This is a genomic window from Streptomyces sp. NPDC041814 (genome assembly GCF_055590565.1).
Map to the genome: position 1 here is coordinate 75,844 of NZ_JBVJAM010000015.1, position 19,763 is coordinate 95,606.

Below are 19,763 nucleotides of genomic sequence, written 5' to 3' on the forward strand. Positions count from 1 at the left end.
ACCGCTCAGGGAATCAGCAGCCAGTCCGCGCCGATCGCGGCGACCAGCCCGACGGCCAGCAGCCAGCTTCCCAGCCGCGTACGCCCGTTCCGGCTCAGCTCGATCACGATCCCGCACAGGATCAGCGCCAGCCCGTACACCCCGACCACCAGGACGGAGGCGCGGCTCGCGAGCCGCAGCCCGAGCACCACCGCCATCGCCAGCATGCCGACCGAGGAGAGCACGATGCGCAGCCGTCTCGCCTGGCGCGGGGTCAGCCGGCGCTCGCCGGTCTCCTCACCCTCCGCGAGACCGCCCGCGAGATCGCCGGCGAGGTCGTCCGCGACATCCTCTGCCGGGTCCTCGGTGGCGGGCTCGGCGGTGTCCTCGGCTATCGGGGCGTCCACGGCGCGGTCCTGGTCAGAAGTGCTCATGACGCCGGATCGTAGTGGCTCCAACCCGGTCTGTTCGCCGTTGTCAACCAACACCGCGGAAACCGGTCGGAGTTGTGCGTCATGGCTGCCCGGACCGCAGCCGCGGGGCCTCCGCCGCCGCGTCCACCGGACCCGCGCCCGTACGCTCCACCCGCACCGCCAGCTCCCGCGCCCAGCCGGCGAGCTCCCCGAGCCCCATCCCGTGCGCAGCACCCGGGCCGTACGCCTCCAGCGCCGCCGCACCGCGCCGCAGCAGCCGCGCCCCGCCCGTCGCGTTGCCCCGGGCGGCATGGGTCAGACCCACGGCCAGCTGGGCGAGTCCGCGCCACAATTCCCGCTCCGTCTCCGGACCCGACTTCCAGGCGTCCTCGAAGACCTCGTGCGCGTGGAACGGCATGCCCTCGTCCAGCAGCCGCTGCGCCTCGCGGACGGTCTCACCGGCGGTGCGTTCGACCCCCTCCGGCTGGCGTTCGACCCCCGGTGTCCCGTACGGCAGCGGGCGTCCCAGCCCGTCACGGGGGCGCGCGTTGTGCGCCCGTCCCTCGGAATCCCGGTCCCTGCGTGTCTCGTTCACGCCCCCGATTGTGCCCCGCACCTGCGGCGAACTGTCCGAACCACTGTCCGTCGGGCCCCGCGCGCGACTAGGCTCGGGAACCATGGTCACCACTTTGGGGGAGGGTAGGCATGAAGCCGTCCCGGCCGCTTTATGAGCGCGAACCGGAACTCGCCGCTGCCGCGCAAGCCATCGATTCGCTCTGCGGGGCACAGGCCACCGGCGGGCTGCTGATCTACAGCGGTGAGGCAGGCATCGGCAAGACCGCGCTCCTGGACGAGATCCGGGCCATGGCGGCGGACCGGTGCACCGTCTGGTCGGCACGCGGCGGTGAGACGGTCACCTCGGTGCCGTTCCACGTCGTACGCCAACTGCTGCAACCGGCCCTGGCCCAGTTCCCGCCCGACGACGTACGGGCCCTGTTCGGCCCCTGGTTCGACAGCGCCGCCCCGGCCCTGGGGCTCGCCGAGCCCACCGGCCCGCAGCCCGATCCGCAGGGTGTGCGCGACGGCCTCGACTACGTCGTGAAGCGCCTCGCCTCCCGGCTCAGCCACCGCCCGCTGCTCCTCATCATCGACGACGCCCACTGGGCCGACGGCGAATCCCTCGCCTGGCTCGCCTCGTTCACCGCCCGCCTCGGCGACCTGCGCGTACTCGTCGTCCAGGCCCACCGCCCCGAGGAGCTGGCCGCGCGCGAGGCCGCGCGCAACGCGGCCGACGGCCACCCCGCGCAGATCCGCGTCGCCCTGCGCGCCCTCACGCCGGACGCCACCGCCGAACTGGTCCGCGCCACCCTCGGCGAGCACGCCGACGACCCGTTCTGCCGCGAGGTCTGGGCCGTCACCGGCGGCAACCCGTACGAGGCGGTCGAGCTCGTCGCCAAGGTCCAGGACAGGGAACTGGCCCCGCTGGAGGAGTCCGCCGGGCTCCTGCGCGAACTCGGCGCCTCCGCCCGGGGCAGCGGCCTCGTCGCCCGCCTCGAACGGCTCGGCACCAACGCCAACCGGTTCGCCTGGGCGGCCGCCGTCCTCGGCACCGACATCTCCCAGGATGTTGCCGCGTCCCTGGCCGGGATGAGCTCCGCCGAGGCCGCCGACTGCACGGCCCGGCTGCGCGAGGCCCGTATCGTCACCGGCTTCGACCCGCTGGAGTTCGTGCACCCGCTGATCGCCTCGGCCGTCTACCGCTCCATCCCGCCCGCCACCCGCACCGCGATGCACGGCAGGGCCGCCTGGGCCATCACCAACGCCGGACTCGGTCCCGCCGCGGCCTCCCGCCACCTGCTCGAAGTCCACCCGGACGACGACCAGGAACTCGTCGCTCAGCTGCGGGCCGCCGCGAATCAGCACCTCGCCGTCGGCGCCCCCGAGGCCGCCCGGCGCTGCCTGGAGCGCGCGCTCGAAGAGCCGCCGCGCCACGACGTACGCGCCACCCTGCTGTACGAGCTGGGCTGCGCGACGCTGCTCAGCTCCCCGGCCACCACCGTGCAGCACCTGCGGGCGGCGCTGGACATGCCCGGTCTCGCCGACGAGCTGCGGGTCGACGCCACGTACCGGCTTGCCGCCGCGCTGTCCCACAACAACCAGCTCAAGGAAGCGGCCCTGGCCCTCGCGGCCGAGGCCGAGCGCACGGCACCCGGACCCGGCCTCATGCGACTCCAGGCCGCCCACTTCCTCTGGGAGGGCATGCGGGCCACCGAGGAGGACGGCCCCGGACGCTCGCGCCGGCTCGCCGCCAACGCCGATCACCTCACCGGCCGGGACAACGCCGAACGCGCCCTGCTCACGCTCCGCGCCTTCGACGCCATGCTGCGCGGCGAGAACGCGGAGATCATCGTCGACTTCTGCGAGCGCGCCCTGGTCGACGGCCACCCCGCACGCGGGCTCGGCTGGACCGACACCGAGTGGGGTTTCGAGCTCCCCGCCCTGGTCGGGATCACCTATGCCTTCACCGACCGGCTCGACCGCGCCGAGGAGCTCTTCGGCGAGGCGGTCCGGGCCTTCGAGATCTCCGGCTGGAGCGGCGCCCACCTGGCCTTCGCGCACACCCTGCTCGGGCTGGTGCACCGCCGCCGGGGCCGCCTCGCCGAGGCGGAGGGCTTCCTGCGCGAGGGACTGCGCCTTGCGGACCGCGTCGGCAGCGGGCTCCCCGTCCACTGGGACGCGGCCTGCCTGCTCATCGACACCCTGCTGGCCCGCGGCCGGGTCCCCGAGGCCCGCAAGATCGCCGACCAGTACGACTTCGGTCTGCCGTACCCGAGCGCGATGGTGCTGCCGGACGGGCCGTGCGTCCGGGGCCGCCTGCTGCTGGCCGAAGGCCGTACGAAGGAAGCGGTGACCGAGCTGGAGGCGGCCGGGCGCTCGCTGGAACCGCGCGGCAGGTTCAACGGTATCTGGGGTCCCTGGGCCGGCGACCTGGCCCGCGCCCTCGCCGACGAGGACCCCGGCCGCGCCGCCCAGCTCGCCAACACGGCCCGGGTCCACGCGGAGCGCTTCGGGACGGAGACCGCCATCGGCGAGGCCCTGCGCTGCGTGGCCCTCTTCGCGCGCCCTGAGGAGTCCGTACACCTCCTGGGTGAGGCGGTCCGCCACCTGGAGGCGTCACCCTCCGGCTACGAGTTCGCCCAGGCACTGGTCGACTACGGCATCGCCACCCGCTCGCCCCGGGAACTGGCCCGCGCCCACAAACTGGCCACCGCCTGCGGCGCGGAAGGACTGGCCGCCCGCGCCCAGCAGGCACGCGCGTCGATACGGGCCACCGAGTGAGGTAATGTTTTCCCTGCAGCCGCCACCCGGCCGAACCGGGTCAGCGGCAGCGGGACGTGGCGCAGCTTGGTAGCGCACTTGACTGGGGGTCAAGGGGTCGCAGGTTCAAATCCTGTCGTCCCGACTCGTAGGAGTCGTAGGTCAGGGCCGGTTTCGGGATCACCGAAACCGGCCCTTGGTCTGTGTCCGGCACCCCGCCCTGGTGTTTTTCCCCCGGAAGCCCGGGTACGCGGTCGGCTACGAAGCGCCGCGGCACCCCGGCGCAGGGGTGCGACCGACCAGAGGAGTAGCCATGCTGAAGGCGATTGCAGATGTGTTCCGTTCCATCGGCGGCGCCATCGCCACGGTCGTCACGCTCCCCTTCCGGGCCGTCGCCCGGCTCTTCAGCGGTGCGTCGAGCACGGCCCACGGTCACCACTGAGCCCACACCGACGTCGCCACAGGCCCTGGAGGGCGGTTCCGGAAAGATCCGGAGCCGCCCTTCGGTAGGTCCGGGAGCTCGTGCGCACGGATGAGCGTGCCGTGCCGACTCCGGGTCCGCGATCCGGGCTCGGGAACTTGGCACCGCGTGCACGGAATCCTGGCAATCCGCGCAGACCTTCGCGGTGTCCGGAACGGCTTCGCGGCCGGTGTGACAGGCAGGCCCGGTTCCGCGCCACGCCACGCGGTTCAGAGGCTGCGGAGCTGTCACATACCCCATCTATTGTGTCCCTCGCGCCGCGTCGGTCCGGGGGAGGAGATGACGCGTGGGGCGCACATGACGAGGGGGGTCTTGCATGTCGAACGTGAAGTCGGATCCGAAGAACCCGGCACTGGATGCCACCGCAACGGCCCGCGCCCAACTGGGCGCGGAAATGCGGAGGATCAAGGAGGGGGCGCAGCTCAGCTTCGGCGGGCTGGCCGGCCGTACGCACTACAGCCGCTCCTCCTGGGAGAGGTTTCTCAACGGCAAGCAGCTGCCGACCCCCGTGGCGGTCGAGCAGCTGGCGGCCGTGGCGGGCACCCCGCCCGGGCCGCTGCTCGACCTGCTGGCCAGGGCCGGTGCGCCGGGCACGGAGCCGGAGCCGGTCGTGCCCGGCGGCCCGGACCGGCCCCCCGCGGCGCACACCGCCGCCGGTGACACGGCAGGCGACGGGCGGACGCCGGGCGAGCGGACCGGGGTGTCGTGGCGGCGCCGCTGCGCGGTGATCGGGTACATCGCCGCGGGCGCCCTGATGGGCTCGGTGGCGACCGGGCTGCTCTCCCCGTATCTCGCGGGAGCGGAACAGGGCCCGGACGCCGCGAAGGCCCGTACCGAGAGCAAGAAGGCGGGCGGACAGGGGGCGGACCTCGTGCCCGGCGCGGGCGACATCAAGGTCAAGTGCACGTCGGCCACCTGCTGGCGCAACGATCCGCAGGCCATGGAGTGCCAGTGGGACGCGAAGACCGCCAAGAGCACCTTCCTGCGCGGCATGCAGATCGAACTGCGCTACAGCGCCGCCTGCCAGGCGGTCTGGGGCCGGATCGAGGGCGGCGCCGTCGGCGACAGGGTGATCATCAAGGACGCCCGGGGGATGGAGCTGGACGCCTTCATCCGCTTCGAGCACGACTCGTACACCAAGATGCTCGGGGTCTCCAAGGAGGCGCCGCTCGACTCCATGAGTGTGTGCGGGGAGATCCCCTCCGAGAAGCAGACGCAGTGCGCGCCGACGGGAACGGCCCGGATGCCCTGACGGAAGCGGGGCCGGGACCGGCGGGCCACCGCCGGTCCCGGCCCGTCGAAAGGGCGCGCGGTAATTCGGTGGTGCGACTCCCGGCGGGCCCTGTACGTTTCCCACGCGCCCGCGCCCGGCGGTGCGCCCGGTTGCGGCTACTTCCTTCTGACACTCAAGTGACGCCGCCGCCATGTTCCTTGATCTCGCCGGGCGCGTGCGTCTCACCATCGCTCGAATCCGGGGGGATTCACTGCCTCGTCATTCCCGACGCGTCTCGAAGGTCTGGTCCGAGATGCTGGTGGCCCCGCATGTCTCGGCCGCCGCCCGCCACCTGGCCGCCACCCGGTCCGTGCCCGGATCCACCGCACGGGACCTCCGCACCTACGAGGGCGGCCCGGCCTTCATCCGGGAGCCCCACGAGGAGCTCTTCCTCCTCGCCGTCGGCAACCTCGTCTCCCAGGAGACCTTTTACGAGAGCGGCGCGGACCGCGACGACCGGTACACCACCCTCGTCGCCCGCCTCGCCGTCGAGCACCCCGGGTGGACGGCAGGGCTGCTCCGGTGGCTGCGCGGCGAGGGCAACATGCGCACCGCGTCCCTGGTCGGCGCCGCCGCCTACGTACGCGCACGGCTCGCTGCCCCGACCTGCGAAGGGCCCTCCAACCGGTCCGTGGTCGACGCGGTGCTCCAACGGGCCGACGAGCCCGGCGAACTGCTCGCGTACTGGATCGCGACGTACGGGCGCCAGGTGCCGCAGCCCGTGAAGCGGGGCGTCGCCGACGCCGTACGCAGGCTCTACACCTCCCGCGCCCTGCTGAAGTACGACACCGCTTCCCAGGGCTTCCGCTTCGGTGACGTGCTCAACCTGGTGCACGCGACCCCCGACCCGGCCAGGCCGTGGCAGGGCGCCCTCTTCCGCTACGCCCTGGACCGCCGCCACCACCCGGACCGGGCGACCGCCCCGGCCGGCGACCGGCTGCTCACCGCGCACCGGGCGCTCCTGGACACCCCGGTGGACGAGCGGCGCGCCCTGATCACCAGCCCCGGCGGCGCGGAACGGCTGGTCGCGGCGGGCATGACCTGGGAGTCCGTGGCCGGCTGGCTGCACGGGCCGCTGGACGCCGCCGTCTGGGAGGCGCTGATCCCCGTCATGGGCCCGATGGCCCTCCTGCGCAACCTCCGCAACTTCGACCGGGCCGGCCTCGCGGACGAGGCCGCCGAGCGCGTCGCCGCCCGCATCGCGGACCCCGAAGAGGTCGCCCGCGCCCGGCAGTTCCCCTTCCGCTACCTCGCCGCGCACCAGCACGCCGCACCGCGCTGGGCCGCCGCGCTGGAAGCGGCTCTCGGCCACTGCCTGGCGAACGTGCCCGCCATGCCCGGCCGTACGCTGGTTCTGGTCGACCGGTCCGACTCGATGTTCTTCGACACCTTCTCCGAGCGGTCCACGCTCAACCGGGCCGACGCGGCAGCCGTGTTCGGCACCGCGTTCGCCCTGCGCGCCGAGCACGCGGACCTGGTGGAGTTCGGCTGGCGCAGCGCGCCGGTCCCGTACGCGCCCGGCGAACCGGTCCTCGACGTGCTCAAGCGGTTCGGCCGCCTCGGCGGCACCGACACCACCAAGGCGCTGCGCACCCACTACCGGGGCCACGACCGGGTGCTCCTCGTCACCGACGAACAGGCCCTGCCCCACGCGCCCGGCAGCCCGGACCCGGTCCCGCGCGAGGTCCCCGTATACACCTGGAACCTCGCCGGATACCGGCCCGCCCACGGTCCCACCGGACCGAACCGGCACACCTTCGGCGGCCTCACCGACGCCGCGTTCCGGATGGCCGGGTTCATCGAGAGCGGGCGGCGGGGGGCCTGGCCGTGGACCACCGAGGAGTGAGCGCAGTCAGCGCGCCCCGCGCATCCGCAGCGGGGCGTACACCCCGAGTGCCACGAGGAACGCCACCCCGTACGCCAGGTCGGCCCCGTGCAGCGCCTCGGCCACCGGGCCCACGTACAGGCCGGTGCTCATGAACGGCACCGCCGCCGCGAAGGCCACGGCGAACGCGGCGAGCGCCGGCCACCAAGGGCGCGGCCGGGCGTGCTCGGCCGCGAGGTCGACGGGGGCGCCCCGCCGGGCCCGGGCGCGGACCAGCCAGTCCACGGACACGATCGCCACGAAGCCGGGGATCCAGTAGCCGACGAGAAGCAGCACGTTCTGGAAGCGGGCGGTCGTGTCCGCCGCGTGCATCCACAGCACCAGCGGGAACCCCAGCGCGGCGGCGAGCGCGGCGGCCACCGGACGGGGCAGGCGCACCCCCATCGTCTGCAACGCCAGCGAACCGCTGTAGTCGTTCATCGCGTTGCTGCAGAGCGCGGCCAGGGCCACCGCGAGCAGCCCGAACGCCCCGAGCGCGCCTCCGCCGAGCAGCGAGTCGATGCCGCGCGCGGTCTGGTCCGTGAAGACCGAGGCGCCCCACAGCCCGATGGTCTGGACGGCCACGAAGGAGGCGCTGATCCCGCCGAGCGTGCACCAGAACATCCGCGTCCGGGACGTCCCGCTCGGCAGGTAGCGGCTGAAGTCGCTCGCGTACGGTGCCCAGGACAGCGCCAGGCTCAGGGCGATGGTGCAGGTCAGGATGAACGCCCCGGCCCGGTCCGCGCCGTGCACGGTCGAGGCGGTCACCGGGTCCACCCCCTTCAGGAGCTTCGCGGCGAGCACGGCGAAGGCGACGGCCAGGGCGAACGTCATCACGGTCTGGAGCCGGTGGATCACCTCGTAACCCAGCACGCCGAGAGCCCCCTGCGCGGCCATCATGACCAGGACCCCCAGCCAGAACGGCCAGCCGCACAGCTGTGCCAGCGCGTCCCCGCCGAACAGCCCGATCAGGGCGTCCCAGGCGATGGACGACAGCCACTGGAGGGCGCCCGGCAGCACGACGCCCGGTCCGAACGCCAGCCGCGCGAGCGGGAGCTGACCGGACCCGGTGCGACTGCCCCAGGTGCCGAGATACGCGGTCGGCGCGGCGCCGACGAGGGTGCCGAGCACGACGGCGGCGAGCGCGGTCCCGAAGTCCAGGCCGAGCGCGATGCCGACGGTGCCGGTGAAGACACCGGTCATGGTCAGGTTGGGCGCGAACCAGACGGTGAACAGCCGGCCCGCCCGGCCGTAGCGGCGGTCCTCGGGGACCGGTGCTATCCCATGCGCCTCGATGCGCAGATCGCCGGGGGCGCTCGGCATGCGCCCGCCGAAAGCGGCGCGCTCGTCCTGGGCATGCGACAACGACATGAAGACATCCCTCCGCCAGTGCTAACTGGTTCAGGTTCGACGGGTGTGATCTCAGCCCCGTGCGGGGCACCCCGTGTCCGGTGTGGCGGCCAGAATAGCGCCGGCCCGTCCGATGCCGTCGCGGGGGTCAGCCCGGGGGCCGGTCCAGCAGTTCCGCCAGGTCCTGCCCGGTCGTGCGCAGCAGCAGCGCGACCCCGCCGAGCGCGGCGGCGTCGCCCCCGAGGGCGGAGCCGCGTACCTCGATGGAGCGCGGGGCGGACGGCAGCGACAGCGCGGCGATCTGCTCCCGGATCGGGGCGAGGACGAGGTCGTCGAGCGCGGCCGGTTCGCCGTAGACCACGACGCACTCCGGGTCGACCTGGGCGGCGAGCGCGGCGAGCACCCGCCCGGCGGTGACGGCCGCGTCCCGCAGGACATCGGCCACCTCCGGGTGGCCCTCGGCGGCCAGGGCGATCAGCTCCTCGGCGTCCCGGGCGCCCACGCCGCGCTCGGCGCACGCGGCGAGCAGTGCCGGTACGGAGATCAGCCCCTCCAGGCAGCCCCGGCCGCCGCAGTGGCACGGCTTGCCCTCGGGGTCGCAGCTGGTGTGCCCGATCTCGCCGGCCGCTCCGTGCGCGCCGCGCACGAGGGAGCCGTTGACGACGAGTCCGCCGCCGACGCCCTGGGACCAGCGCAGGTAGACGGCGTTGTCGAAGCCCCGCGCCGCGCCCCAGGTGACCTCGGCCAGTGCGGCCAGCCGGGAGTTGTTGTCGGTGAGGACCGGGGCGCCGAAGTGCCGGCCGAGTTCGGCGGCGACATGCCCGGCGAACGGAGTCATGGTGTGCGGGTCGGCCGATGCCGGGTTCTGCACGAAGCCGGGCAGGCCGAGGCCGATGCCCTGCACCGGGGCGAGGCTGATGGACTCGCGCCGCACCAGCTCCTCCACCGCGCGGATCGCCTGCGCGGCCCGTTCGGCGGCCTGGCTGTCCGCCGGGACGGGGGCGCTGTACCGGCCGACGATCTCGTGGGCGCAGTTGGCGACCACCACGTGCATGTGGTGGCGCTGGAGGTCGATGCCGATCAGTTCGGCGCCGCGCGAGTTCAGCGCGATCTCCAGCGCCGGGCGGCCGCGGCCCCTCGGCTGCCCGGGATCGGGGGCCGGCTGCTCCACCACCGCGTTCCGGTCCAGCAGGTCGGACACGATCGCGAACAGCGTCGTACGGGAGAGACCGACCCGCTCCTTGAGCTCGCCCCGGCTCAGCGCGCCCGACCTGCGCAACTCGCCGAGCACGGCGGCTTCATTGGCTCTGCGCAGGCGCTGGAGGGCATCGGTGCGTTCGGTCATGGACGCATGGTCGATCGGTCAAGGGGTTTCTGTCAACGCGGCGGACGAATTCACATGATGTTTATTCCCAAGGGTTGACGTAAAAAAGTGGGCCTCCCTACAGTTCCCGTCAATCGCCGGAACCGGTGCGCGTCGAGCACCCCGGGACCGCGTGCCGGCCGGCGACCGTCACCACCGAGAGCGACCACCGAAAGGGCGGCCCGAGTGGCTCCGCGCAACGTCCTGTTCCTGATGACCGACCAGCACCGGACCGACACCCTGGGCTGTTACGGCAACCCGCTCGTCCGGACCCCCGCCCTGGACGCCCTCGCGGCCGAGGGCACCCGCTTCGACCGCTTCTACACCCCGACCGCGATCTGCACCCCGGCCCGCGCCTCCCTCGCCACCGGCCTGCACCCGTTCCGCCACGGCATGCTCAACAACCCCGAGCGCAACGGCGGCAGCAAGGACGAGCTGTCCGACGAAACCCCCATGCTCTGGCGCCAGTTGCAGGGCCAGGGGTACTCCGTCGGACACGTCGGCAAATGGCACATCGGCCGCGAGCACGGCCCCGAGTTCCACGGACTCGACGGCGAACACCTGCCCGGCGCCCTCAACCCCGTACACCACCCCTCGTACGAGAAGTGGCTCGACGCGAACGGCTTCCCGCCCTTCGCCGTACGCGAGCCCGTCTTCGGGACCGCCGCCAACGGCACCGGGCGCGGCCACCTCATCGCAGGCCGGCTCCAGCAGCCCGCCGAGGCCACCGTCGAGGCGTTCCTCACCGACCGCACCCTCGCCCTGCTGGACCGCTACGCCGCCGGATGGAAGGCGTCCGGCACCCCCTTCATGCTGTCCTGCCACTGGTACGGACCGCACCTGCCGTACCTGATACCCGACGCCTACTACGACCTGTACGACCCCGACGACGTACCCCTGCCCGCCTCCATGGCCGAGACCTTCGCGGGCAAGCCCGAAGTGCAGCGCCAGTACAGCGCCTATTGGTCCTCCGACGACTTCGACGCCGCCGCCTGGCGCAAGCTCATCGCCGTCTACTGGGGCTACGTCACGATGATCGACCACCAGGTCGCCCGCATCGTCGAGGCACTCAAGGGCCACGGACTGTGGGACGACACGGCGGTCTTCTTCACCGCCGACCACGGCGAGTTCACCGGCGCCCACCGGCTCAACGACAAGGGCCCGGCGATGTACGAGGACATCTACCGCATCCCCGGCATCGCCCGCGTCCCCGGCGCGCCCGCCCGCACCGACGACGACTTCGCCACCCTCATCGACCTCAACCCGACCATCCTGGAGCTCGCGGGCGCACCCGTCCCCGAACCCTGCGACGGCACCAGCCTGCTGCCGCTGCTCCAGGGGGAGGGCGCCGACGGCACCCGCGACCAGGTCGTCACCGAATTCCACGGACACCACTTCCCGTACTCCCAGCGCATGATCCGCGACCGGCGCCACAAGCTCGTCCACAACCCGGAGAGCGTGCACGAGCTGTACGACCTGGAGACCGACCCGCACGAACTGCACAACGTGTACGAGGCCCCCGCCTACGCGGAGGTCCGCCGCGACCTCACCGTCAGGCTCTACCGCGAACTGCTGCGCCGCGGCGACCCGGCCTACACCTGGATGAGCTACATGGCCGACATCGGCGGCGGCCGGGCCGCCGACGTCGACGGGGTCGCGGAGGAAGTCGCATGAACGTGCAGGACAAACCCCGCGCACCGCACCCCGCCAAACCCCCCGGCCCGCCGGCCGCCCCCGGACGCGCGGCCGCGCGGCCGAAGAAGAAGCCCGGCACGGGACGGCTCACCTCCCTGCTCCTCGGCCTCGCCTCCGCGGCGCTCGGGCTGCTCGCCTGGACCGCCCTCGCCGGGAGCGGCATCAACGGCTTCCCGGGGCCCGTCGTCGTGGCCCGGCGCGCGGGTGATCTCATCGCGGACGGGACGCTGTTGGAGGACGCGGGCGCCAGCCTGAAGCGCGTCCTCACCGGCTACGTGCTCGGCGTCGCCCTCGCGATCCCCGTCGGCTTCCTCATGGGCTGGTACCCGGTGGTCCGCCGGCTCGTCGAGCCCTGGCTCCAGTTCTTCCGCATGGTGCCGCCGCTCGCGATCATCCCGCTCGCCATCGTGCTCATGGGCATCGACGAGACCCCGAAGATTTTCGTGATCTTCCTGGCCTCGTTCCTGTCCTGTGTCGTCTCCACCTTCCAGGGCGTCGTCGCCGTCGACGTCACCCTCGTCAACGCGGCCCGGGTCCTCGGCGCCCGCGACCCACAGGTCTTCGCCGGCGTCGTCGTGCCCGCGTCAACCCCTTTCATCCTGGTCGGCATGCGCATCGGGCTCGGCGCCTCCTGGGCCACCGTCGTCGCCGCCGAACTCATCGCCGCCCAGGGCGGACTCGGCTACCGCATGCAGCAGGCGCAGGTCTACTACGACCTGCCGACCATCTTCGTCCAGCTCATCGCGATCGGCGCGATCGGACTCGCCATGGACCGGCTCCTGCTCCTCGCCGAGCGCCGGCTCACCCACTGGCAGGAACGGCGGTAACCCATGCCCCACATCGACTTCCACGACGTGACGAAGGACTTCGCGGTCGGCGACGGCGGATTCCTCGCCCTGGACCACGTGAACCTGGACATCGAGGACGGCGAGTTCGTCACCGTCGTCGGCCCCTCGGGATGCGGCAAGAGCACCCTGATGAACATCGCCGCCGGACTCCTCGACGCCACCACCGGCGAGGTCCGCGTCGACGGCGCACCCGTCAGCGGCCCCGCTCCTGAACGCGGTGTCATCTTCCAGCAGTACGCCCTCTTCCCCTGGATGACCGTCGCCGCCAACGTCGAGTACGGGCTGAAGGTCGCCGGCGTCAAGAAGGCCGAACGGCGGCGCAGGGCCCGCGAGGTCATCGAACTCGTCGGCCTCACCGACTTCGCCGACGCCCTGCCGAAGACCCTGTCCGGCGGCATGAAACAGCGCTGCGCCATCGCCCGCGCCTACGCCGTCGACCCGAAGGTGCTCCTGATGGACGAGCCCTTCGGCGCCCTGGACTCGCTCACCCGGGTCCGGATGCAGGAATCGCTCCTGGACACCTGGGGCCGCGACCGGCGCACCGTCATGTTCATCACGCACGACGTGGACGAGGCGGTCTTCCTCGCCAACCGCGTCGTCGTCATGGCCGCCCGCCCGGGCCGCGTCCACACCGTCATCCCGGTCACGCTGCCCTACCCGCGGACCGAGGAGCAGCGCCTGTCGCCCGAGTTCGCCGCACTGCGCGCCCAGGTGTGGCACGCCGTGCACCACCAGCCCGCCCCGCTCGAAGGAATCGCGTCATGAAGCCGATCCGCGCCCTCCGCCGCCGCACGGCGGGCCTGTTCCTCGCCCTGGCGCTCGCCTCCACCACCGCCGCCTGTGACGACAGCTCCTCGTCCGGCTCCGCCGACGCGCCGAAGAAGGTGAAGTTCGGCTACATCGCCGACTACAGCGGCGCCGCCGCCCTCGCCGTCGCCCGGGAACAAGGGCTGTGGGAGAAGGCCGGGGTCACCCCCGAACTGAAGGTCTTCACCAACGGACCCCTTCAGGTCCAGGCCCTGGGCACCGGCAACCTGGACTTCGGCTACCTCGGCCCCGGCGCCCTGTGGCTGCCCGCGTCCGGCCGCGCCTCCATCGTCTCCGTGAACATGCTGGGCCTCGCCGACCGGGTCATCGCCCGCCCCGGCTCGGGCATCGGCGAGCCCGCGGACCTCAAGGGCAAGAAGGTCGCCGTCGCCGAGGGAACCTCCGGCGACATGATCCTCAACCTCGCCCTCAGCAAGGCCGGGCTGAAGCCGGACGACATCACCAAGGTCGCCATGGACGCCTCCACCGTCGTCACCGCCTTCTCCTCCGGCCGGGTCGACGCCGCCGCCACCTGGTACCCGCTGATCGATACGATGAAGAAGAAGGTCCCCGGCCTCAAGGAGATCACCCGGACCGAGGACTACTACCCGAAGCTGACCTTCCCCAACGTCTTCGTCACCCAGCCGGAACTGGCCTCCGGCGACCCGGAACTCGTCAAGAGGGTCACCGGCGTCCTCAAGGCGGCGGGCGACTGGATCGCGGCCCACCCGGAGGAGTCCGAGACGGTCACCGCCGACTTCCTGAAGCTCCCGGCCGGGCAGCTCAAGGGCTCCACGAAGTACGTGAAGATCCTGCCCTCCGGCGAGCTGACGAAGCTCACCCGGGACGGCACGGTCGCCGGCTGGTTCGACGCACTGGCCGCCGGCTTCCACCGCATGGGCAAGCTGCCCGACCCGGGCAAGGCCCAGGACTACTACCTCGGTGACCTCTACACCGCGGCCGGAAGGGCGGACCGCTCATGAACGACTCGCCGCACCACGACCCCCGCACCGCACCGGACGGCGTGAGACGCCGCGGCTTCCTGGCCGGAGCCGCCGGCCTCGCGGGCGCCGCGCTCCTGGCCGGGACCACGACGACGCAGGCCGCGGCGGCGGACGGCGCGCTCCGCGTGACCTCCGGCGGCCGGGCCCGCGCCGCCATCCTGTGGTGGGGCGGCGGCAGCGCCGGATTCGCCGCCGCCGAACTGCGCGACTACCTCCACAGGATCACCGGCGCCCGCCTTCCGCTGCGCGCCGTACCCGCCCCGGCCGCCCGCCCCGAGGGCGTCACCGGCCTGGTGGCCCTGCACACCGGGACCGGCGGCGGCCGGATCGCCCCGGGCCGCCTCGCCGAGGCCGGACGCGCGCTCGCCGGTGCCCCCGAGGACTCCTTCACCCTGCTCGGCGACGGCACCTGCCTCCTGCTGACGGGGCACGGCGACCGGGCCCCGCTGTACGCGGTGTACGCCCTCCTGGAGCGGACCGGCGTCCGCTTCTTCGCGCCCGCCTTCCCCGCGTACGAGGGCCACCACGAACACGTACCGCACACCCCCGACCTCGCGCTGCCGCCCGTACGCCACACCGACCGGCCCGCCACGCGACTGCGGCGGCAGTACGCCGAGGAGGGGTTCAGCCACACGGCGGCCAGCCTGCCGCCGCTGCTCGACTGGATGGCCAAGAACCGGCTCAACACCTTCGTGTACCCCACCGACTACCTGGGCCTCGGCGTCACCACGTACGACAAGGTGCGCGATGTCCTCGCGCGTGAGGCAGGCAAGCGGAGCCTGCGGATCGAGACCGGCGGCCACGGCTACGACAGCTTCCTGCCGAAGGCCGACTACCCGCAGTACTACGAGTCCGGCGGGCCGGTGTTCGACATCTACAACCCCGACGCCCTGAACGCCTACGTGGACAAGGTCGTGGCGTTTCTCCGGGAGCGCCCGGAGATCACCCTCTTCGACTGCTGGCCCCCGGACGTCGGTGCCTTCCAGAAGCCGGTGCTCGACCGCTACGGCACCGCCTCCAACGCCGAGTCCGTGGTGGTCAACGAGCTGGCCCGGGTGGTGCGCCGCGAGCTGCCCGGCGTCCGCATCGAGCGCATCGCGTACGCGTCCACGGTCCGCCCGCCGGACGCCGAGCACGCGAGCGATCCCGAGGTGGTCGTGGACTTCGCCGCGTACTCCCGCACCTACGACGGCCACCTCGGCGACCCCGCCGTGAAGGCCAACGTGCCGTTCGCGGACGCGCTGCGCGCCTGGCGGGCCACGCACACCGGACCGCTCGCCATGTACGAGTACTACCGGCGCTACCGCTGGCGCAGCCTGCCCGTGCACCCGCTGACCACCATCGCGGGCGACCTGGCCTTCGAGGCGGGGCTCGGTCTCGACGGGATCGGCATGTACAGCGAACCCGCCGACTGGATCACCTACGAGCACGTCCAGAGCCTCGTCGCCGCACTGGCCTGGGACGACTCCCTGGACGGGCAGGCGTACCTCGACGGCTACCTGCACGCCCGCTTCGGGGAGCCCGCGGTCCCCGCCATGCGCACCTACTACGACCTGACGCGCCTCGACCCGGACACGCACACCGCCGCCGCGCTCGGCACGGCCTACGAGCAGGCACTGGCGGCGCTGCGGGAGGCGGCCGGGCAGGTGACGGACGCGGCGCCCCGCACGGTCCTGGACCGGCTGACCCGCAACGCGGGCCTCGCGCTCGCCGACATGCGCATCGGCCTGGCTCCGGCGGGCAGTCCCGAACTCGACGCCGCCCGCCGGGAGTACCGCGCGCTGGTGCACCGCAACCGGTTCAACGGGGTCTGCCTGCCCCACATGCAGGCGTGGTGGCGGTGGAACGGCCCGCAGGGCCAGGCACCGTACGACGACGCGAAGATCCGGCAGGCCGTGGTCGACGCGTACGCGAGCCCCGCCGCCGGGTTCGGTGACCCCGGGGTGCTCCTGCTGGAACGAGAAGGGGGCGCCGTGCCGCTCGATGTGGAGGCTCAGGACGTGGACTTCGCCGGACACACGGTCCACTGGACGGCCACCGCACCGGACGGCGTCCGCGTGGAGCCGCCCCGGGGCACGCTGCGGGTGCGCGGGACCCGGGGCGACGCCCAGCGGGTCGCCGTCAGCGCCACGGCGGACGCGGCGGCGGGCACGGAACTGCTCACCCTGGACTTCAGCCTCGCGGACGGCACACGCCTGGTCGCCTCGCAGGTGGTGACCGACATCCGCTGACCGGCTCCCTGACCCGCACGGCCCAGCCCGACCGGCTCCACGGACCACGGAAACGCACCATGAGCACACCAGCGAAAGGGCGTCCATGACCCACCACCCCCACCGTCCGCGCACCCGGCCGCGCCGTTTACGGCGGCGCGCGGTCGTCACCGGCCTGGCCACCGGTCTCGCGCTGTCCCTGTTCTCCCCGCCCCCGGTCTCCGCGCACCCCGCGCGCCCGGCCGGGCCGGCGGCCGGAGCCACCGCACACCGCTTCCCGGGCAACGACCACCGCCCGCACACCGTCACCTGGGACGCGAAGTCCCTCCGGATCGACGGTCAGCGGCTGGTCGTGTGGTCCGGCGAATTCCACTACTGGCGGCTGCCCAGCCCGGACCAGTGGCGCGATGTGCTCCAGAAACTGAAGGCGTCGGGCTTCAACGCCGTGTCGCTCTACTTCTTCTGGGGCTACCACTCCGCGAAGCCGGGCTCGTACGACTTCACCGGCGTCCGCGACATCGACCGGCTCCTGACCATGGCCGGGCAGGAGGGCCTGTACGTCATCGCCCGGCCGGGCCCGTACATCAACGCCGAAGTGAGCATGGGCGGGCTGCCGCCGTACATGACGACGTACGCCGGTGAGCAGCGCACCGCCGACCCGCAGAACCTGGCGGCCGACCTGGAGTGGCTGAAGGCCGTCAACGGCGTCATCCGCGAGCACCAGATCACCGACGGCGGCGGCAGCGTCATCGCCTACCAGGTCGAGAACGAGCAGATCGACAACTCCGCGAAGCACGTCGACTACATCGAGAAGCTCCAGAGCGCCGTGCTCGGACAGGGCATCACCGTGCCGCTGTTCCACAACGACTACGGCAACGGGCACGGCTGGAACGTGCCCGGCGGTCCCGGCGGATCCCGGCTCGGCCTGTACGCGTTCGACACCTACCCGCTGGGCTTCGACTGCGCCGGGCCCCGGAAGAAGCTCGGCGACTACGAATCCCGGGTGCGCGGCTACTCGCCCTCCACCCCGGTCTTCGTCGCCGAGGGCCAGGGCGGCGCGTTCACCGCGTGGGGCCGGGACTTCCAGACGGGCGAGTGCGCGAAGTTCGCGGACGAGGCGTTCACCCGGCAGTTCGCCGTGAACAACCTCGCCAACGGTGCCACCCTCTCCAACACCTACATGGAGTACGGCGGCACCAACTGGGGCTGGACCGGTGACCCCGGTTCCGGCTTCACCTCCTACGACTACGGGGCGGCGATCGCCGAGAACCGCGCGATCACCCCGAAGCTGGCCGTCCAGAAGGAGTTCGGCTACCTGCAGGGCGCCGTGCGGCCGATCGCCTCCGCCGGGCCCGACACCGCGCCCGCCGTCACGGTCACCGGTGGCGGCCCCGTGAAGGCGCAGCAGCGCCGGTCCACCGAGCAGGCCGCCACCACCTCCGTATCCGGCAACGGCATGCGGCTCCTGACACTCCGCCACCCCGATTCCAACGACACCTCGACCAGCCGTGTCACCCTTCCGCTGGACCTGGGCGCCGGCGCCGCCTACGCGCGGGTCCCGCAGAAGGCGGGGACCGGGATCACGGTGGACGGACGGGACGCCACCACGCTCGTCGCGGACTACGCCTTCGGCCCGCACCGGCTCGTCTACTCCACCTCGCAGGTGCTCACGCACCTCACCGCCGGGCGCGATCTGCTCGTCCTCGACGGCGCGAGGGGCACGGACGGCGAGACGGTCCTCCGGTACGCGACGCGGCCCCGGGTCACCACCACGGGCGGCGAGCCCGTGGAAACCGTCTGGGATCCCGTCGCCAAGGACCTGCGGCTGAACTACGCGCACGGCGCGCCCCGGACCGTGCGTGTCACCGGCGGTGGTGCCCCGGACCTCACCGTCCTCATCGGCGACCGCGAGGGCGTCGCCACCACCTGGCAGCTCGACGCGGGCAGCGGCCGGGTCCTGGTCACCGGCCCCGAACTGGCCCGGACCGCCCGCGTCCGGGGCGATCGCCTCGACCTCACCGGCGACACCCGCGAGGCCGGCCCGCTGAGGGTCTTCGCGCCCGCCGGGGTACGGACCCTGACCTGGAACGGCCGGACCGTCCGGGTGGAGCGCGACGCCGCCGGTGCGCTCACCGGCCGCCTGCCCGGCCCGGCGCAGGCCGAAGTGCCCGCACTGGACACCTGGCGCAGCGCGGCGTCCGACCCGGAGCGCGCGGCGGACTTCGACGACTCGGCGTGGACCAGGGCGGACCGCACGACCGCCGCCAACACCCGGCACGGACCCGGCGCCGCTTCCGGGGTCGTCCTGGACACCGACGAGTACGGCTTCCACGAGGGCGACACCTGGTACCGGGGCCACTACACGCCCACCGCGGCCGGCAGCACCGTCGAGGTGACGGTGAGGACGGGGACCGCCGGGCACGCCCTGGTGTGGCTCGACGGCCGCTACCTGGGCGCCCAGGGCGACGGCAGTGCCACGTACACCGTCCCCGAGGGCCTGACCGGGCCCGGCAGACCCGCCGTGCTGGCGATCCTGGTGCGGAACATGGGGCAGTACGAGGACTGGAGCTCCGACGGCCGGTCCAAGGGCGGACGCGGCCTCGCCGACGTCGCCATCGCGGGTGCCGGGAAGGCCGAGTGGCGTATCCAGGGCGCCCGGGGCGGTGACGAGCCCGCCGACACCGCGCGCGGCCTCTACAACAACGGGGGCCTGTACGGGGAACGCCTCGGCTGGCACCTGCCGGGGGCGCCGGACGCGTCGTGGGCGCGGACCGGCTCGCTGAAGAGCGACCGGCCCGGCGTGCGCTGGTACCGCACCACGGCCCGGCTCGACCTGCCCGAGGGCACCGACACGGCGCTCGCGCTGCGGATCGAGGACGACGGGGGCCGGACGGACAAGTACCGCGTCCAGCTCTTCGTCAACGGCTGGAACACCGGTCAGTACGTCAACAACGTGGGACCGCAGCGGGAGTTCGTCATCCCGTCGGGCTTCCTGAAGCCGCACGGCGTCAACACCGTCGCACTGGCGGTCACCGCCGAGGAGACGGGCGTCGGCCCGGACTCGGTCCGGCTGGTGGACCAGGGCACGGTGCTCGGCGGCGTCGGCGGCGAGCCCAACACGGCACCGGACTACGCCGACCTGTTCACGAGGTGACGGA

14 protein-coding genes, 1 tRNA gene and 1 riboswitch are annotated in these 19,763 nt (G+C 73.0%); of the genes, 11 read left to right on the top strand and 4 right to left on the bottom strand.

Annotation, left to right across the window (positions count from 1 at the left end):
* Positions 1 to 5: 5 nt before the first annotated feature.
* A complete protein-coding gene (locus ACZ6C6_RS30405; protein WP_469207382.1) occupies positions 6 to 413 on the bottom strand; it encodes a hypothetical protein in 408 nt (135 codons plus the stop codon).
* Positions 414 to 492: 79 nt separating this feature from the next.
* Entirely contained in the window at positions 493 to 987 is a 495-nt protein-coding gene (locus tag ACZ6C6_RS30410) for a DUF309 domain-containing protein (RefSeq protein WP_469207384.1), read from the bottom strand.
* A 110-nt stretch (positions 988 to 1,097) separates the two neighbouring features.
* Here ACZ6C6_RS30410 and ACZ6C6_RS30415 point away from each other — a divergent pair, with 110 nt between their 5' ends.
* The 5 genes from ACZ6C6_RS30415 (at position 1,098) to ACZ6C6_RS30435 (ending at position 7,310) form a co-directional block, all read left to right on the top strand.
* The gene (locus ACZ6C6_RS30415) at positions 1,098 to 3,731 is read left to right on the top strand and encodes an ATP-binding protein (RefSeq protein ID WP_469207386.1); all 2,634 of its coding nucleotides are present in this window, start codon (positions 1,098 to 1,100) and stop codon (positions 3,729 to 3,731) included.
* Positions 3,732 to 3,781: 50 nt separating this feature from the next.
* Positions 3,782 to 3,855, top strand: a tRNA-Pro gene (locus ACZ6C6_RS30420).
* A 168-nt stretch (positions 3,856 to 4,023) separates the two neighbouring features.
* The gene (locus ACZ6C6_RS30425) at positions 4,024 to 4,152 is read left to right on the top strand and encodes an LPFR motif small protein (RefSeq protein ID WP_275408390.1); all 129 of its coding nucleotides are present in this window, start codon (positions 4,024 to 4,026) and stop codon (positions 4,150 to 4,152) included.
* Between the two features lie 355 nt (positions 4,153 to 4,507).
* Entirely contained in the window at positions 4,508 to 5,443 is a 936-nt protein-coding gene (locus ACZ6C6_RS30430) for a helix-turn-helix domain-containing protein (protein ID WP_469207388.1), read from the top strand.
* 274 nt (positions 5,444 to 5,717) lie between these two features.
* On the top strand, positions 5,718 to 7,310 hold the full coding sequence (locus ACZ6C6_RS30435) for a TROVE domain-containing protein (RefSeq protein WP_469207390.1): 1,593 nt from the start codon (positions 5,718 to 5,720) through the stop codon (positions 7,308 to 7,310).
* A 6-nt stretch (positions 7,311 to 7,316) separates the two neighbouring features.
* Here the strand turns inward: ACZ6C6_RS30435 and ACZ6C6_RS30440 are convergent, their stop codons facing one another.
* Together ACZ6C6_RS30440 and ACZ6C6_RS30445 are read right to left on the bottom strand one after the other, a co-directional pair.
* Positions 7,317 to 8,699, bottom strand: coding sequence for a purine-cytosine permease family protein (locus tag ACZ6C6_RS30440; RefSeq protein ID WP_469207392.1), 1,383 nt, complete (start codon positions 8,697 to 8,699; stop codon positions 7,317 to 7,319).
* Positions 8,690 to 8,783, bottom strand: a riboswitch (TPP riboswitch). It overlaps the preceding gene by 10 nt.
* A gap of 43 nt (positions 8,784 to 8,826) precedes the next feature.
* Positions 8,827 to 10,023, bottom strand: coding sequence for an ROK family transcriptional regulator (locus ACZ6C6_RS30445; protein WP_469207394.1), 1,197 nt, complete (start codon positions 10,021 to 10,023; stop codon positions 8,827 to 8,829).
* A gap of 204 nt (positions 10,024 to 10,227) precedes the next feature.
* Here ACZ6C6_RS30445 and ACZ6C6_RS30450 point away from each other — a divergent pair, with 204 nt between their 5' ends.
* The 6 genes from ACZ6C6_RS30450 (at position 10,228) to ACZ6C6_RS30475 (ending at position 19,759) form a co-directional block, all read left to right on the top strand.
* The gene (locus tag ACZ6C6_RS30450; protein ID WP_469207396.1) at positions 10,228 to 11,715 is read left to right on the top strand and encodes a sulfatase-like hydrolase/transferase; all 1,488 of its coding nucleotides are present in this window, start codon (positions 10,228 to 10,230) and stop codon (positions 11,713 to 11,715) included.
* The gene (locus ACZ6C6_RS30455) at positions 11,712 to 12,563 is read left to right on the top strand and encodes an ABC transporter permease (protein WP_469207398.1); all 852 of its coding nucleotides are present in this window, start codon (positions 11,712 to 11,714) and stop codon (positions 12,561 to 12,563) included. Before ACZ6C6_RS30450 ends, ACZ6C6_RS30455 begins: the two co-directional genes overlap by 4 nt.
* A 3-nt stretch (positions 12,564 to 12,566) precedes the next feature.
* Positions 12,567 to 13,349 carry an ABC transporter ATP-binding protein gene (locus ACZ6C6_RS30460; protein ID WP_469207400.1) on the top strand — a complete coding sequence of 261 codons (783 nt, stop codon included), beginning with the start codon at positions 12,567 to 12,569 and terminating at the stop codon, positions 13,347 to 13,349.
* Entirely contained in the window at positions 13,346 to 14,374 is a 1,029-nt protein-coding gene (locus ACZ6C6_RS30465; RefSeq protein WP_469207402.1) for an aliphatic sulfonate ABC transporter substrate-binding protein, read from the top strand. Before ACZ6C6_RS30460 ends, ACZ6C6_RS30465 begins: the two co-directional genes overlap by 4 nt.
* Positions 14,371 to 16,626 (top strand): DUF4838 domain-containing protein, encoded by a 2,256-nt coding sequence (locus tag ACZ6C6_RS30470; protein ID WP_469207404.1) that lies wholly within the window; start codon positions 14,371 to 14,373, stop codon positions 16,624 to 16,626. Before ACZ6C6_RS30465 ends, ACZ6C6_RS30470 begins: the two co-directional genes overlap by 4 nt.
* Before the next feature lie 85 nt (positions 16,627 to 16,711).
* Positions 16,712 to 19,759 carry a beta-galactosidase gene (locus ACZ6C6_RS30475; RefSeq protein ID WP_469207406.1) on the top strand — a complete coding sequence of 1,016 codons (3,048 nt, stop codon included), beginning with the start codon at positions 16,712 to 16,714 and terminating at the stop codon, positions 19,757 to 19,759.
* Positions 19,760 to 19,763: the final 4 nt, after the last annotated feature.